The 15,456-nt window shown below is 66.3% G+C and carries 17 protein-coding genes; 2 read left to right on the top strand and 15 right to left on the bottom strand.

Annotation, left to right across the window (positions count from 1 at the left end; translation table 11 throughout):
- The 14 genes from atpD to ABW137_RS30150 form a co-directional block, all read right to left on the bottom strand.
- Positions 1-1,086 (bottom strand): F0F1 ATP synthase subunit beta (gene atpD / locus ABW137_RS30215; RefSeq protein WP_526405647.1); only part of this gene is annotated, 1,086 nt, incomplete at its 3' end.
- A gap of 36 nt (positions 1,087-1,122) precedes the next feature.
- A complete protein-coding gene (locus tag ABW137_RS30210; protein ID WP_526405645.1) occupies positions 1,123-2,052 on the bottom strand; it encodes a F0F1 ATP synthase subunit gamma in 930 nt (309 codons plus the stop codon).
- Positions 2,053-2,064: 12 nt separating this feature from the next.
- The gene (atpA, locus tag ABW137_RS30205) at positions 2,065-3,711 is read right to left on the bottom strand and encodes a F0F1 ATP synthase subunit alpha (protein WP_526405643.1); all 1,647 of its coding nucleotides are present in this window, start codon (positions 3,709-3,711) and stop codon (positions 2,065-2,067) included.
- 80 nt (positions 3,712-3,791) lie between these two features.
- Positions 3,792-5,126, bottom strand: a complete 1,335-nt coding sequence (locus ABW137_RS30200; RefSeq protein ID WP_526405641.1) for a F0F1 ATP synthase subunit B/delta — start codon at positions 5,124-5,126, stop codon at positions 3,792-3,794.
- Positions 5,127-5,651, bottom strand: a complete 525-nt coding sequence (locus tag ABW137_RS30195) for a F0F1 ATP synthase subunit B (RefSeq protein WP_526405639.1) — start codon at positions 5,649-5,651, stop codon at positions 5,127-5,129.
- A gap of 9 nt (positions 5,652-5,660) precedes the next feature.
- Positions 5,661-5,915 (bottom strand): F0F1 ATP synthase subunit C, encoded by a 255-nt coding sequence (locus ABW137_RS30190; protein ID WP_526405638.1) that lies wholly within the window; start codon positions 5,913-5,915, stop codon positions 5,661-5,663.
- Between the two features lie 70 nt (positions 5,916-5,985).
- Positions 5,986-6,759 (bottom strand): F0F1 ATP synthase subunit A, encoded by a 774-nt coding sequence (gene atpB / locus ABW137_RS30185; protein ID WP_526405636.1) that lies wholly within the window; start codon positions 6,757-6,759, stop codon positions 5,986-5,988.
- A 10-nt stretch (positions 6,760-6,769) separates the two neighbouring features.
- Complete coding sequence (locus tag ABW137_RS30180) at positions 6,770-7,225, bottom strand: ATP synthase subunit I (RefSeq protein ID WP_526405634.1); 456 nt, start codon at positions 7,223-7,225, stop codon at positions 6,770-6,772.
- A gap of 278 nt (positions 7,226-7,503) precedes the next feature.
- On the bottom strand, positions 7,504-8,676 hold the full coding sequence (locus tag ABW137_RS30175) for a glycosyltransferase family 4 protein (RefSeq protein ID WP_526405632.1): 1,173 nt from the start codon (positions 8,674-8,676) through the stop codon (positions 7,504-7,506).
- Positions 8,677-8,742: 66 nt separating this feature from the next.
- Positions 8,743-9,444 (bottom strand): L-threonylcarbamoyladenylate synthase, encoded by a 702-nt coding sequence (locus tag ABW137_RS30170; RefSeq protein ID WP_526405630.1) that lies wholly within the window; start codon positions 9,442-9,444, stop codon positions 8,743-8,745.
- A 75-nt stretch (positions 9,445-9,519) separates the two neighbouring features.
- Entirely contained in the window at positions 9,520-10,362 is an 843-nt protein-coding gene (gene prmC / locus ABW137_RS30165; protein WP_526405628.1) for a peptide chain release factor N(5)-glutamine methyltransferase, read from the bottom strand.
- Positions 10,359-11,438: a peptide chain release factor 1 gene (prfA, locus tag ABW137_RS30160; protein WP_526405626.1), complete on the bottom strand. Its 1,080-nt coding sequence runs from the start codon at positions 11,436-11,438 to the stop codon at positions 10,359-10,361. Before prfA ends, prmC begins: the two co-directional genes overlap by 4 nt.
- Positions 11,439-11,525: 87 nt before the next feature.
- A complete protein-coding gene (gene rpmE, locus ABW137_RS30155; protein WP_526405624.1) occupies positions 11,526-11,759 on the bottom strand; it encodes a 50S ribosomal protein L31 in 234 nt (77 codons plus the stop codon).
- A 140-nt stretch (positions 11,760-11,899) separates the two neighbouring features.
- Entirely contained in the window at positions 11,900-12,532 is a 633-nt protein-coding gene (locus ABW137_RS30150; RefSeq protein WP_526405622.1) for a maleylpyruvate isomerase family mycothiol-dependent enzyme, read from the bottom strand.
- Positions 12,533-12,637: 105 nt separating this feature from the next.
- Here ABW137_RS30150 and ABW137_RS30145 point away from each other — a divergent pair, with 105 nt between their 5' ends.
- Positions 12,638-13,042 carry a MarR family winged helix-turn-helix transcriptional regulator gene (locus ABW137_RS30145; protein ID WP_526405649.1) on the top strand — a complete coding sequence of 135 codons (405 nt, stop codon included), beginning with the start codon at positions 12,638-12,640 and terminating at the stop codon, positions 13,040-13,042.
- Here the strand turns inward: ABW137_RS30145 and fadD1 are convergent.
- On the bottom strand, positions 13,023-14,618 hold the full coding sequence (gene fadD1 / locus ABW137_RS30140; protein ID WP_526405620.1) for a fatty-acid--CoA ligase FadD1: 1,596 nt from the start codon (positions 14,616-14,618) through the stop codon (positions 13,023-13,025). The two genes, ABW137_RS30145 and fadD1, sit on opposite strands and share 20 nt — an antisense overlap.
- 134 nt (positions 14,619-14,752) lie before the next feature.
- Between fadD1 and ABW137_RS30135 the strand changes: the two genes are divergently transcribed.
- Positions 14,753-15,373, top strand: a complete 621-nt coding sequence (locus tag ABW137_RS30135) for a TetR/AcrR family transcriptional regulator (protein WP_526405618.1) — start codon at positions 14,753-14,755, stop codon at positions 15,371-15,373.
- Positions 15,374-15,456 lie beyond the last annotated feature (83 nt).

Below are 15,456 nucleotides of genomic sequence, written 5' to 3'. Positions count from 1 at the left end.
GACGCTGGGGTGCAGGATCGTCGAGCTCGACGCCAGCGGATCCACGGCGGGGAAGATGCCCTTCGAGAACACCGCGCGGGAAAGCTCGGTGGTCGCGTCGAGGTGGGCGAACGTGGTGGCGGGCGCCGGGTCGGTGTAGTCGTCGGCGGGCACGTACACGGCTTGCATCGAGGTGATCGACCGGCCACGCGTCGAGGTGATGCGCTCCTGGAGCTCGCCCATCTCGTCGGCCAGCGTCGGCTGGTAGCCCACCGCGGACGGCATGCGACCGAGAAGCGTCGACACCTCGGAGCCAGCCTGCGTGAAGCGGAAGATGTTGTCGATGAACAACAACACGTCCTGGTTCTGCTCATCACGGAAGTACTCCGCCATGGTCAGCGCGGACAGCGCGACGCGCATACGGGTGCCGGGCGGCTCGTCCATCTGACCGAACACCAGGGCGGTGTCCTTCAGCACGTTGGCATCGGCCAGCTCGACCCAGAGGTCGTTGCCCTCACGGGTGCGCTCGCCGACGCCGGCGAACACCGAAGTGCCGCCGAAGTTTCGGGCGATGCGGTTGATCATCTCCTGGATGAGCACGGTCTTACCGACGCCTGCACCGCCGAACAGGGCGATCTTTCCGCCTCGCACGTACGGGGTGAGCAGGTCGACGACCTTCAGACCGGTTTCGAGCATCTCGGTCTTGGGCTCGAGCTCCGCGAATGGCGGTGGCTTGCGGTGGATCGACCAGTGGTCGAAGTCCTTGCCGTAGCCGGGATCATCGAGGCAGTCACCGAGGGCGTTGAACACGTGCCCCTTGACGCCATCACCAACGGGTACCGAGATCGACTTGCCGGTGTCGGTGACCTCGACGCCGCGGACCAGGCCATCGGTGGGCTGCATCGAGATGGTGCGCACCAGGTTGTCACCGAGGTGCTGGGCGACCTCGAGAGTCAGCGTCTTGGCCATCTCTTCGTAGGTGATGTCAGCGTGCAGGGCGTTGAACAGCTCCGGCACCGAACCACGCGGGAACTCGATGTCGACGACCGGGCCCGTGATGCGGACCACGCGGCCTGCGGTCTTGGTACCTTCTGCGGTGGCAGTCATTTTCTCTTCGCTTCTCTTCGCTTCCGGATGTGAGGGCTACTTGGCGTCGGCGAGCGCGTTGGCGCCACCGACGATCTCGCTGATTTCCTGAGTGATCTGGGCTTGGCGCTCGCGGTTGGCCTCCAGCGTCAGCGCCTTGATCAGATCGTCGGCGTTGTCCGTGGCGGACTTCATCGCGCGCCGTCGTGACGCCGACTCGGACGCGGCGGCTTCGAGCAGAGCCGAGTAGACGCGCGTCGCGATATACCGCGGGAGCAGCGCGTCGAACAGGTTCTCGGCGTTCGGCTCGAACGAGAAGAGCGTGCGCGGACCCTCTTCCGGCTCCTCGTCCCCCACGTACTCGACCACCATCGGGGCGGCGCGGCGAGCGACGGCCGACTGCGAGAGCATCGACCGGAACTCAGTGAACACGATGTGGATCTCGTCGACACCCAGGATGCCGTCCGTGCCTGCGTCGTCAGACTCGTCGTCGACACCCTCCATGAAGGATGCGACGAGCGTGTCCGCGATCTCGCGGGCCTGCTCGTAGGTCGGACGCTCGGAGAACCCCGTCCACGACTCCTTCACCTCACGCTGCCGGAATCTGTAGTAACCCAGTGCCTTCCGCCCGACGGCGTAGATCACCGGTTCCTTGCCCTCTTCGCGAAGCAGCGCGAAGAGTTCCTCGGACTGGCGCAGCACGTTGGCGTTGTAGGCACCGCAGAGCCCGCGGTCCGAGGACACCACGAGGACAGCCGCGCGCTTGGGCGACTCCCGCTCGACGAGCAGCGGATGGTCCAGCGCGCTGGCACTCGCAAGCTCGGTGAGCATGTTCGTGATCTCTTCTGAGTAGGGCCGAGCCGCTCGGACTCGGGCCTGCGCCTTGGCGATTCGCGACGTCGCGATCAGCTCCTGGGCCTTGGTGATCTTCTTGATCGACCCGGCGGAGCGGATGCGGCCTCGCAATTCGCGCAGTGTGGCTGCCATGGGTTTGCCTACCTACTTCTTCGGTGCCGGCTTGCGGACCTTGACCGATTCCTTCTCGACGTCCTCTTCGTCCATCGCCTCGGTCTCGGCCTCGTTGACCACGACGGAGCTGCCGTCAGTGGCGGCAAACCCCTTCTTGAAGTCGTTGACGATTCCGGTCAGCTTCTCCTCGGCGTCCTCGGGAAGCTTCTTGGTCTCGCGAATGTCCTTGAGGACGTCCTCGTGGCTGGCCTTGACGTGCTCGAGGAACTCGGCCTCGAAACGCTGAACGTCCTCGGCGGGAACCGAATCCAGGTGGCCCTTGGTACCGAGGAAGATCGCGATGACCTGCTCGTCGACGGACAGCGGGCTGTACTGCGGCTGCTTGAGCAGCTCCACTAGACGCACGCCGCGCTCCAGCTGAGCCTTCGACGTCGGGTCCAGATCGGAAGCGAACGCGGCGAACGCCTCGAGCTCACGGTACTGCGACAAGTCCAAGCGGAGACTTCCCGCGACCTCTTTCATGGCCTTGATCTGGGCGGCACCACCGACTCGCGATACCGACACACCGACGTTGATGGCCGGTCGCACACCCTGGTTGAACAGGTCGGACTCCAGGAAGCACTGCCCGTCGGTGATCGAGATGACGTTGGTCGGGATGAACGCCGAGATGTCGTTGGCCTTGGTCTCGATGATCGGCAGACCGGTCATCGAGCCACCGCCCAGTTCGTCGGACAGCTTCGCGCAACGCTCCAGGAGCCGCGAGTGCAGGTAGAACACGTCACCGGGGAAGGCTTCGCGGCCCGGCGGGCGGCGCAGCAGCAGTGAGATCGCGCGGTAGGCGTCGGCCTGCTTGGAGAGGTCGTCGAAGACGATGAGAACGTGCTTGCCGTCGTACATCCAGTTCTGGCCGATGGCCGAACCCGTGTAGGGCGCAAGCCACTTGAAGCCGGCGGGGTCGGATGCCGGCGCCGCGACGATGGTGGTGTACTCCATCGCGCCGCCGTCTTCGAGGGCGCGCTTGACGCTGGCGATCGTGGTGCCCTTCTGGCCGATCGCGACGTACACGCAGCGCACCTGCTGCTTGGGGTCTCCGGTCTCCCATGCCTCGCGCTGGTTCAGGATCGTGTCGACGCAGACGGCGGTCTTGCCGGTCTTGCGGTCGCCGATGATCAGCTGGCGCTGGCCACGGCCGATCGGGGTCATCGCGTCGATGGCCTTGATGCCAGTCTGCAGCGGCTCGCTGACGCCCTGACGCTGCACCACCGACGGTGCCTGCAGTTCCAGCGCGCGCCGCTTGTCAGAGGCGATGTCGCCCTGGCCGTCCAACGGCTGACCGAGCGGGTTGACCACGCGACCGAGGAAGGCGTCACCCACGGGGACGGAGAGGACCTCGCCGGTGCGCTTGACCTGCTGGCCCTGCTCGATCTTTGCGAAGTCACCGAGGATGACGGCGCCGATGCTGTGCTCGTCGAGGTTCAGCGCCACGCCGAGCACGCCGCCGGGGAACTCGAGGAGTTCCTGCGTCATGACTGAGGGCAGTCCCTCGACGTGGGCGATGCCGTCACCGGCGTCGATGACTGTGCCGATCTCTTCACGCTGGGTGTCGGCGGAAAACGACGATACGTAGTCCTCGACAGCGCCTTCGATGTCAGCAGCGGAGATTGTCAACTCTGCCATGATTCTTCGTCTTCCTACCTTTTGATGTGGGTGTGAGTCTGTGTCGGGTTGGGTCGGTCGTTTCCTCGCGCGAGCGCTCGTCAGTCCGGCAGCTGGGTCTGGGCGGCCGCCAGCCGGGATGCGATCGAGCCATCGATCACCTCGTCGCCGACGGTGATCGAAAGACCACCGAGCAGTTCGGGATCGACGTCGAGTTGCACGGACACCGGATGCCCGTAGATCCGCGTGAGAACCTCGCCGAGCCGGGTGTGCTGGACCTCCGTGAGATCGGCGGCGGCGACGACGTGTGCGACGATCTCGCCGCGTCGGGCGACGGCGAGCTCAGCGAGGTCGATGACGGCCTCGTCGGCACGTTCGCCTCTCAGGTTGCCGATGGTCTGCTTCAGCAGAGCCGCAGCCGTCGCGTTCACCTCCGGTCCGGTGAGGACCTTGTCCAGCAACGCGACTCGGCCGTCGGCGGGGGTGGTGTAGTCGCTAAGAAGTGCGCTCAGGCGCGGCTGTGAATCGAGGACACGCCCGAACCGGAACAGCTGGTCCTCGACGGCGTCGACCTCGTCCTCGAGCTCGGCACGCTTGAGCAGTGCCAGCCGCGCAGTGTGCTCGACACCGTCGACGAGGTCGGCCTCGGCGGACCAGCGCTGAGACACCGCCGTCCGCAACAACTTCGCCGTGTGCTCGTCGACCTTGTCCGAGATGAGGCGGTCGACCAGGCGAACCTTGGCCTGGGGGTCGTCCGTGGGTTCGGCGAGATGCTTGGCCAGCGAGGGCTCGGCGATCAGCAGCGTCACCACCGATCCGAGTTCGTCGGCCAGCGTGGTCAGCCCGGGAGACCTGAGTCTGCCCGCCACCTCGTCGAACTCGTTGGTCAGAGCGCGGAGCGCTTCACGGCTGGAGGACCGCAGCTTGGCCGAGGCGCTGGTCTCGACGACCGAGGACGACGGAGCCATCTGATCCAGCTCGTCGAGAAAACGATCGACGGTAGCGGCCTGCGCGGCCGGATCGGCGACGTGAGCGCGGACGAGTTCATCGGCCTTGGCGACTGACTCCGCTCCGAGGCCCTGGCGCAGTTGCCGAATGAGCTGTTGACGCATCAGCTGAACCTGCTGGGCGCCTTGCGCCTTGAGCCGCTCGGCTTCCACGCCGGCCTGCTCCTCCAGCTGGCTGGCGATCCGCTCGGAATCCTGACGCGCCTCGTCGGTGACCTTCGACGACTCGGCCTCGGCGTCCGCGAGTGCCTTGGCGTGCATGGCGTCGGCATCGGCGAGTCTCTTGGCCGCCTCGGCGCTTTCGGCGAGCGCGTTGCGCACCGCGTCCTGCTGCTTCTGCATCAAGGCCTTCACGGGGGGGACGACCCACTTCACGATGATGAAGGCGATGACCGCGAACCCGATCAGCTGGCCGATGAAAGTCGACATTTAGCGGCTCCCGCCTGGTTTCACGTCGACGCCGAGGATGCGGCTTGCCAACGTCGCCGACAGGCCGTCCACGGACGTTTCGAGTTGCGATTGCGTCGATGAACGCTGTTCGGACAGTTTTGAATCCGCTGCGCGCACGGTCTCGGCGACCTCACCGCTGGCCTCGGTCCGCTTCTCGTCGATCACCTGACGACCGGCGTTGCGAGCCTCGTCGCGGATCGACGACGCCTCTGTGCGAGCGCTGGCCATGGCCTCGTCGTAGTCCGCTTGTGCGGCAGCGACCTGTTCAGCCGACTTGCGGCTATCCGCAGTCGTCTTGGCCAGCATGGCCTCCCGCTCGGCGAGGACCTTGCTGATCGGGGGCACAACCCATTTCGTGATCACGCCGAGCACGATCAGGAAGATGATCAGCACGGCGAAGAAGGTGCCGTTGGGGATCAGGAAGTTACTGCCCCCGCCACCTTCTTCTTCCGCCGCCAGGATGTTGATGCCGTCCGCCAGGACAGTCGACCCGAGTTCACCCATGCCGACGGACTACTGCAGACCCGGCGTGGCGAAGACGAACAGCGCCATGAACGCCAAGTTGATGAAGTACGCAGCCTCCACCAGACCGACGGTGATGAAGAACGGGGTGAACAGGCGGCCCTGAGCCTCCGGCTGCCGGGCGATGCCGGAGATCAGCGCGTTACCGGCGATACCGTCACCGATACCAGCGCCGATGGCACCGCCACCCATGATCAGACCGCCGCCGATCAGGGCGCCCGCCGTGATGAGGGCGTTTGCATCCATTCCTATTTCCTCCTTGTGAGCTGGTGGCCGTGCCACCAGGACTGGTTGGCCTTGCTGGTCGTGCTGGCTTCTAGTGGTGCTCGTCTTCGTGGTCCAGTTCCATCGACTGGCTGAAGTACAGGATCGTCAGCAGCGCGAAGATGAACGCCTGGATCAGACCGACGAAGAGGTCGAACGTCTTCCAGATGGCATTGGGTGCCCACTGGATGTACCAGGGGAACATCGCGATCAGCGCGACCAGGATGCCACCGGCGAAGATGTTGCCGAAGAGTCGCAAGGACAACGAGATTGGCTTGGCGATCTCTTCGACGATGTTGATCGGTGCCAGGAGCGTGACGTGACCCTTGACGACCTTCTTGACGTGGCCGAAGGCGCCTCGACGCCAGATGCCCGCGGCGTGGTAGCAGATGAACACGAATAGAGCCAGCGCCAGCACGTAGTTGATGTCGGACGCGGGCGCCTTGATCAGCTCGCCTGCGGCGCCGTCGGAGCCGCCGTACTGCACCGGCAGTACCGACAGCCAGTTGGACACCAGGATGAACACGAAGATGGTGACCGCGAGCGGCAATACGAACGGCGCGATCTTCATGCCGATCGCGCCCTCGATCTGCTGGCGCATCTGAATCGTCACGGCCTCGAAGAAGAGTTGCACTCCCCCGGGCACCCCGGTCGAAGTGACCTTGGACTTCAGGAAGAACGCCAGCGCGATGACGATGACCGCGGCAATCGACGTGGAGATGATGGTGTCACCGTTGAAGGTCATGCCCAGAAACTCGAACACGTACTCGTGCGTCCCGACGTGAATCGGGGCTCCACCCTCGGCGGCGAGGAATGTCTCTGTCATTGCCCTCAGCTCAATCCTTCGCTTCTGATCCGGGTACTTCTGCGACGTCAAGACCGCTGGTGCGGATCTTCCTCAGTACGGGGATGCTGGTGCTCATCACCAGTACCGCTTGGAAGATGGCCAACCCGAACAGCACGCCGAGGCCGCCGTTGGTCTTGAACACGATGGCGATGGTCAGCCCGATCGCGGTGATGACCAACAGACGGGTCATCGAGTTGAGGGCCATCTTCTTCTTGAGTGGGTGGTCCTCGGCCGTGATGGACTCGACGGCTCGGCGGACGAGGAGTGCGTTGAGCAAACCGAGGCCAAGACCGACACCGAAGAACACTCCGAAGAGTGGGGTGCCCGTGAAGTAGGCGGCGATGACGGCGACGGCCGTCAGTGCGAGGCAGACGATCAAGAGGCGTACGGGCCGGAATGCCACGGAGGGGAACACCAACGGCGCGTCCTGCGCTGGCGTCGTCACTGCTTCACCTCAATCCCGCTTTCACGGAAGTCGTTCTCCATTGAACTGGCACCAACGAACAATGCGTCGGTGCGTGCCCGACGAGCGTATCGGAGGGCGTCGTGCGCGGTGGAATCACCCAAGGGGTAGCTCCCTTTGTCGGTCGTTTGTCGGCGCCGATCAGCTTGTTCAAAACCGATGGGCCGGGCCGGCAACCCGCGAGGTCTTTCGGGTTCAGGCAGTAACGTACCACATGGTAGGCGGCACAAAAGGGGGCACTACTACTTTGCGTCGTACAGCTATTCTGATAGGTCGCTGGGAACGCTGCGGCCCCGTCGCAGCAGCGGAATCAGCGTGATGACGACAGCCACGAAAATCGCAGCCAGCATGACCGCGCCGGTATATCTGGGGTCGAAGAAGATGGTGCTCGCGGCACCGAGGGCGACGATCCCGACCCACATGTAGACGAGCAGCACCACGCGCCGGTGCGAGTGACCGATCTGCAGCAGTCGGTGGTGGAGGTGCATCTTGTCGGGACTGAACGGGCTGCGACCGGCGCGAGTTCGGCGCACGATGGCCAGCAACATGTCCAGCGCGGGCACGAACATCACGGCGATGACCAACAGGAATGGCGACAGCAGCGCGAAGACGTCCCGCGCACCGTAGGCATTCTGCGAGATGGGGCCCGCGGCGGTGGTCGACGCCGCAGCCAGCATCAGTCCGATCAGCATCGATCCCGAGTCGCCCATGAAGATCTTGGCGGGATGGAAGTTGTGTGGCAGAAAGCCGAGACACGCGCCCGCCAGCACCACCGAGATGACCGCAGGTGGGTAGAACAGCACGTCCCCGCCGTGGTCGCGAAGCAGCCCAACCGAGAAGATGCAGATCGCCGCTGCGGTGATCAGGCCGAGGCCCGCGGCCAGGCCGTCCAGACCGTCGACGAAGTTCATCGCGTTGACGATGGACACGGTCAGCGCCAGCGTCAGGAGGATCGAGGTGACCTGGTCGAGCACGATCGTGCCGACGCCGCCGATCGGGATGTAGAGCACGCTCCACGCCACGCCCATCGTGACCAGCACGCTGGCGGCGGTGATCTGTCCGGCGAACTTGGTCAGCGCGTCCAGACCCCAACGGTCGTCGATCAGCCCGATCGCCATGATGAGGCCACCTGCCACCACCACGGCGGGCATGCCCGACGAGTACTCGAATCCGCGGGTCAACGCGGGTAACTGGGACGCCAGCAGGACGGCGGCGACGACTCCGACGTACATGGCGAGCCCGCCCATGCGAGGGGTGGGCTCGACGTGGACGTCGCGCTGGCGCGGATAGGCGACGGCGCCGAGTCGACGGGCCAACACCCGCACCCAGCCGGTCGCGAAATAGGTGATGATGGCCGCGGTCAGCCCGACGAGCGCGAGTTCGCGCAGCGGCACGCCGGCACCGCGGTCCGACAACGCGAGCAGGCCTTCCACCCGGAGAAATGTACTGGACCTACCTGAGACCCCGCCGTGGCCGACGCATCTGGCGCCTGTGCGACGTCAGCTCGCCGCCGTTGGCTCCTGCGGCACGTCCGGTGCTACATCCGTTGTCGGAGAGAGCGTTTCGATGTCGACGCCGAGCACGTCGGCGACGGCCGCGGCCGTCACGGGACCCTCGCGCAGCACGCGTGGCTGAGCGCCGGTGAGGTCGACGATCGTCGACGCCGCTCCCTGAGCGGACGGGCCTGCCTCCAAATAGACGTCGACCAGGTCGCCGAGCTGGCTGCGGGCGTCGGCAGCGGTCACTGCGGCGGGCCTGCCTGAGACGTTGGCACTCGACACGGCCATGGGCCCGACATCGCGCAGGATCTCGATGGCCACCGGGTGAAGGGGCATCCGAAGCATGACGGTGCCGTGCGCGTCACCGAGGTCCCACTGCAGCGACGGCGCCTGCTGAACGACGAGGCTCAATGCGCCCGGCCAGAACGCCTGAATCAGTTCACGAGCCGACTGCGGAACCGAATAGACCAGCCCGTCGATGGTGTGCCAGGAGCCGACCAGCACGGGAACCGGCATGTCACGCCCGCGCCCCTTGGCCGAGAGCAGGGCCGCGACGGCGGCGCCGTCGAAGGCATCGGCGCCGATGCCGTACACGGTGTCCGTCGGCATCACCACCAGGTGGCCGTCCTTGAGGGCGTTGACCGCCCTCGTGATCCCGGTGGCACGCTGACTCACATCGGCACAGTCGAACGTCTCAGTCATGGGCGATCCCGCTCCGCTTCTCGCTGAACAGTCATGGGCGATCCCGCTCCGCTTCTCGGTGAACACTCATGGGTCCTAGCCTGAACCCTTCCTCATCGCCGTGACGAATCGGGGACGACCAGCGAGGTCCCTGCGGGACGTCACGTCCGCGAAGGCGCCGGAGCGGTCGAACGACGCGACGGTCTCGGCCGCTGTGCCGTCGTCGTGTTCGACGGCGACGAATCCGCCGGGACGCAGCAGCCGGGCCGCCAGCCCGACGATGGGATCGATGACCCGCATGCCATCGGGCCCACCGAACAGGGCGTGGGCCGGATCATGCTCGGCCACTTCGGGGTCCAGGACGGCGCCGTCGGGGATGTAGGGCGGGTTGGAGACGACCAGGTCGACGGTGCCGTCGAGTTCGCCAAGCAGGCCGGCGCGGGTGACGTCGGCCTCGATCAGCTCGACCCCGCTGCCCTCGCAGTTACGCCTCGCATAGCTGAGCGCGACCGGCGAGTCGTCGATCGCGATCACGTGTGCAGCGGCGTTGGCATGCGCGATCGCGAGGGCCAGCGCACCCGATCCGGTGCACAGGTCCACGATGACGGGCGACGTCGAAAGTGGTTGTTTGGCAGCCCATTCCAGCAGCGCCTCGGTCTCCGGACGGGGAATGAAGACGCCGGGGCCAACCTCGAGGATCAGTGGTCCGAACGCGGCGGTCGTGGTCAGGTGCTGCAGGGGAATCCGCCGTGAGCGCGCCTCGACCGCGCTGCGATAGGTCTCGTAGAACTGCTCCTCGGGTTCATGGAACCGCAGCCGCCCGCGGTCCACGCCCGCGGTGTGGGCAGCCAGGAGTTCGGCGTCGACCCTTGCGCTGCCGATCCCCGCGAGCTCCAGCGTTCCGGCGGCCTCGTCGATGGCCTGCCGCAGCCGTGTCATGTCTCCTGCAGCCTGGCTTGCTTGTCGGCTGCTGCGAGGGCGTCGAACATCGGATCGAGGTCGCCGTCGAGGACCTGATCGAGGTTGTGCGCCTTGAACCCGATGCGGTGATCGGTGATCCGGTTCTCGGGAAAGTTATAGGTGCGGATGCGCTCGCTGCGGTCGACCGTGCGGATCTGGCTGGCCCGATCGGCCGACGCGTCCGCAGAGGCCTGCTCCTCGGCCAGCGCCTGCAACCGGGCGGCCAGCACTTCCATCGCGCGGGCCTTGTTCTGCAGCTGTGAGCGCTCGTTCTGACAGGTGACCACGATGCCGGTGGGCAAATGCGTGATGCGGACCGCCGAGTCGGTGGTGTTGACGCCCTGACCACCCTTGCCGGAGGACCGGTAGACGTCGATCCGCAGGTCGGATTCGTCGATCTGTACCGCGGCCACGTCGTCGGGTTCCGGGTAGACCAGGATGCCCGCCGCGGAGGTGTGCACGCGGCCCTGCGATTCGGTGACCGGCACCCGTTGGACACGGTGCACGCCGCCCTCGAACTTCAGCCGGGACCAGACGCCGTCGGCGGCGTCGCCCTTGCTGGCGATGGTGAGCGTGGCGTCCTTGTACCCCCCGAGGTCGGAGGTGGTCTCGTCGAGCACGGTGACGTTCCAGCCGTGCCGTTCGGCGTAGCGGATGTACATCCGGGCGAGGTCGGCGGCGAACAGCGCCGATTCCTCGCCGCCCTCCCCCGACTTGACCTCCATCACGACGTCGTCGGCGTCGTGCGGGTCCCTCGGGGCCAGCAGGTCGGAGAGCTGGGTTTCGAGTTCGTCGACCTTGGTCGCCAATTCGGGGACCTCGGCGGCGAACGACGCGTCCTCGGTGGCGAGTTCCCTGGCGGCCTCCAGATCGCCGCGGGCGGTCTCCAGCTTGCGGTGCGTCGCCACGATGGGCGACAGCTGCGCAAACCGGCGTCCAACCTTGCGGGCTTCCTTGGCGTCGGCATGCAGCGCGGGATCGGAGAGCTGGGTTTCGAGATCGGTGTACTCGGCGAGCAGCGCATCGACTCTCGTCGCTGCATCGGTGCCCGTCATGACGCCTTCCTCTCTGGTCGTTTCGCAGAACGCAAGCGGCGCCCGATCCTGTCGCTGAACGCGATAGGACGGGCGCCGTCGAGACAGCTACTTGTCGGTGGCAGCCTTGTCAGCGCTGCGCTTTCCGTAACGCTTCTCGAAGCGCGCGACACGGCCGCCGCTGTCGAGGATCTTCTGCTTACCGGTATAGAAGGGGTGGCACTGGGAGCAGACCTCGACCACGATGTGGCCGCTCTCCTTGGTGCTTCGCGTCTGGAAGGTGTTGCCACAGCCGCAGACCACGGTGGTGTCTACGTAGTTGGGGTGAATACCCGATTTCATAATGGTCCTCTGCAATCGTTGGCCGCCGGGTCGCCTGAAATTACTGACCTGAGTCTTCAGACGTGAACCGGAACCGAGGGGGTCGACGGTCGATTATGCCAGGTCAGCCGTCAGAGTCCTAAACGCCCGAACCCCGGGGCCTATTCCTGGCCGTTGCGGGCCAGGGCCAGCGCGGCGACGTCGCCGGTCAGGCCCGCCAGGCCGGCGGCGCGTCCCGCCATCACCAGCACGAGGTCGTCGAGCGGGCCCGCCACCGGTCGGCCCGCACCCGCCGAGAACGGGGCGTCGGTGGCGGTGAACCGAATGCCCGGGAAGCGCCTACGGGGATTCAGTGGGAACCTCATGCCCCACAGGCGGTCGGCGACGACGAGGGCGGCCTCGGTTGGCATGCAGCGGCGGATGCCCAACGGACGTGCAATGTCCTGGCCGTGGATCAGGGCGTCCATCAGCGGGTCCGCGACCCGGGTGCCAGGCGGCTTGCGCCGCACGCCGACCATGGCTCGCAACGCGGCGACGATCTCCTCGGCGGGCCGATCATCTGCGCGGGCGATGCGCACCATCATGGCGTTGAACCGCAATCCGGATCGCAACGCCTCTACGGCCATCCGGGTCCAGTCGGCGTTGGCATGGGTGAGATGAGCCGCCACGTCACGAATCGTCCAGCCCTCGCACAGGGAGGTGGTCGCCCATTGTTCGGACGTGAGGGTCTCGAGGAGGTCGGCGAGCTCGGCCCGCTGGTGGTCGACGTGGCGCCAGACATCACCGTCGTTCACGGAACCTCCCATTTGGTCAGGACTCCTGACTAAATATAGACAGGAGGCCGTACTAATGCAAGTAGGATCGGCCTAGTGACCGACTCCCCCAGCACCGCGACGCTGATGTTCGTCGCCCATCGCGCCGTGGAGACCCGCGTGCACGACGCGTTGCGCGAGAACGGCTTTGCCGATCTGACCGCAGCCCAGGTGCGGATCGCCCAACGATTGAGCCCATTGGGCATTCGCGTCACCGACCTGGCCGAGCAGGCCCGCGTCACCAAACAGACGGCAGGCGCTCTCGTCGACGAACTAGTGCGCAACGGGTACGTGGCACGCAAGCCCGACCAGTCCGACGCGCGCGCCCGACTGGTCGTGTTGACCGCCAGGGGCCGCAGGCTGTGCGCGGCGGCCGCCCGCGAGATCGACGCCATCGAGACACGGTGGCGCGACCACCTGGGCGCCGAGACCTATGACCAGATGCGCGCGGCGTTGCAGAACCTACGGGAAATCACCGATCCGTACCGGTGACGGCCGGTTGCACCAGGTCGAACCTGGTGCCGTCGCGCTTCCACAGCACGCGACCGTCCGGCTCGAATCCACGACCGATCAGTTCCCGCTTGAGAATCTTGTTGGTGGCCGTACTGGGCAGATCCTCGGCCACCCACACATGGCGTGGCCACGCCTTCGGGGACAGGTCGCGCTGCGCTGCGAGGAACGCCTCGAACGCCGACGGGCTCAGTTCGGCGTCGTCGCGCAGCACGATGGCGGCCATCACCTGGTCGCCGACGTACTCGTCGGGCACCGGATAGATCGCCACCCGGCTGACCTCGTTCAGCCGCAAGAGGATTCGCTCGATGGGCGCGGCGGTCAGGTTCTCGCCGTCGACCCGCATCCAGTCGGCGGTGCGACCCGCCAGGTAGATCCATCCTTCGGCGTCGCGGTACGCCAGGTCACCGGACCAGTACATGCCGTGGCGGACGCGTTGATCGGTGGCACCCGGGTCGTTGTAGTAGCCGCGGAACAGCCCACCTCCGCTGGTGTTGACCAACTCCCCCGTCGCCGCATCGGCGTTCACCAGCACACCCGCCTCGTCGAATCGGGCCACGTCGCACTCGACGACGGTCTCCGGGTCGTAGATGGCGACACCGGGGAAGCCCTTGCCGATCGATCCCGGCGGGCAGTCGTCGGGCCGGGTGATGATCACCGCGGTCTCGGTCGAACCAAACCCGTCCCAGACCGCACACCCGAAGCGGCGGCCGAACTCCTCGATGTCGCGGTCGGCAGCCTCGTTGCCGAAGGCGATGCGCAGCGTGTTGTCGTGGTCGTCGGGGCGCTCGGCGGTGGCGAGGACGTACGCCAACGGCTTGCCCACGTAGTTCATGTAGGTGGCGCCGTACCGGCGCAGGTCGGCCAGGAACCCGGAGGCCGAGAACGTCGCGGGGGCCATGGCAGCACCGGCGCCAACGGCGACGCTCCAGCCGGCGTAGACGGCGTTCGAATGGAACAGCGGCATGGCGAGGTAACACACGTCGGACTCGTCCAACCCGTAGCGCCCGACCAGCGCACTCCCGGCGAAGAGCACCATCGCGTGGGGCACCTCGACGGCCTTTGGCTCCCCGCTGGTGCCCGAGGTGAAGATCATCATGAACGTGTCGTCGGCGGCGACCTCGCGGTGTGGCACCAGCGTGGGGGCGGCCGCCACGCGAGCCGCCCAATCGTCGGTGGAGACGTCGACGACCGTGACTCCGGGAAGCTCGACGTCATCGAGCAGATCGCGGTGCTCGGGGTCGGTCAGCACGATCTGGCAGTCGACCCTGGTGATGTCACGGCCCAGCGCGGCGCCCCTGCGGGTGGTGTTGATGCCACACAGCACGTAGCCGCCCAGACCGGCTGCGGCCAGCGCGGTGAGCATGTCCGGGGTGTTTCCCAGAAGCGTCCCGACGTGCATCGGCCGCGAGGGGTCGGCCAGCCCGACGATCGCCGAGGCCTGCGCGCTCGCGGCGGCGAGGTGCTCGCGCCACGTCCACGACCGGTCGCCGTGCTTGATGGCGACGGAGTCCTGACCCGATCTCGTCCGGAGCAACTGCTGGAGCGTGTCCGCCATCGTTGGCCACCTCGGTGTCGGAATGAACACGATCTAAAAAGTGTCTACCGACAACCTGCCACACGGTACCGTCTCGCACAGGCAGAATGCATCCGTCCACCGCATCGCGCTGCGAACCGAACAGGAGCCCGTTGTTGACGAGCGCCACCGCACCCAAGTCCGCGGCCAAGGGCGTGCGTGACCGACTCATCGACGCTGCCGAAAGGTGCCTGCGCGACAAGGGCATTCGCTCGACGACCGTGTCCGAGGTCGCCGAGGTGGCCGGTGTCTCGCGCGGCTGGCTGTACCGCCACTTTCCCGACAAGAACTCACTCCTCGGCGCGGCGATCGTCCGACTCAACGAGGCGTACTGGTCCGAGTCGCACGCGATGCTCGAGCAGATCGCTGGCCTGGACCAGCAGATAGCTGCGGGCATCCGACATGGGCGCACCGCGTACGCCGATCCCGGCGCATTGTTGATGAAGCTCCGCATGGAGGAGCCGGAGGAGTTCGCCGCGTGTGCAGGCGCGGGCGTGCAAGGCCTGGTGCCCGACCTCGGCGACTTCTGGTCCCGCTACCTCGTCAGCGCCCGCGACAATGGAGAGATCCACGCCGACGTCGACATCGCCGAGGCATCCGAATGGGTTGCGCGCGCGCTACTTTCATTGGCGACGGTCCCGGGTGACCACCTCGACCCGACTGATCACGACGCGGTGCTGACGCACGTCCGGCGCTACGTCATGCCCGGTCTGCGGGCCGATCCCGCCCTGGCGTAGGCGCGCTGACTCGGCACTGCCCGGAGGCTAACCGGTCCAGCATCGGGCCACGTGGCTTCATCTGCTCGACCGGGGACGCAAAG

The organism is Mycobacterium sp. (assembly GCF_040509115.1).
Taxonomy (GTDB): Bacteria; Actinomycetota; Actinomycetes; order Mycobacteriales; family Mycobacteriaceae; genus Mycobacterium.
Note: the sequence above shows the minus strand (reverse complement) of the source record. Positions and strands in the feature narration are given on the sequence as shown.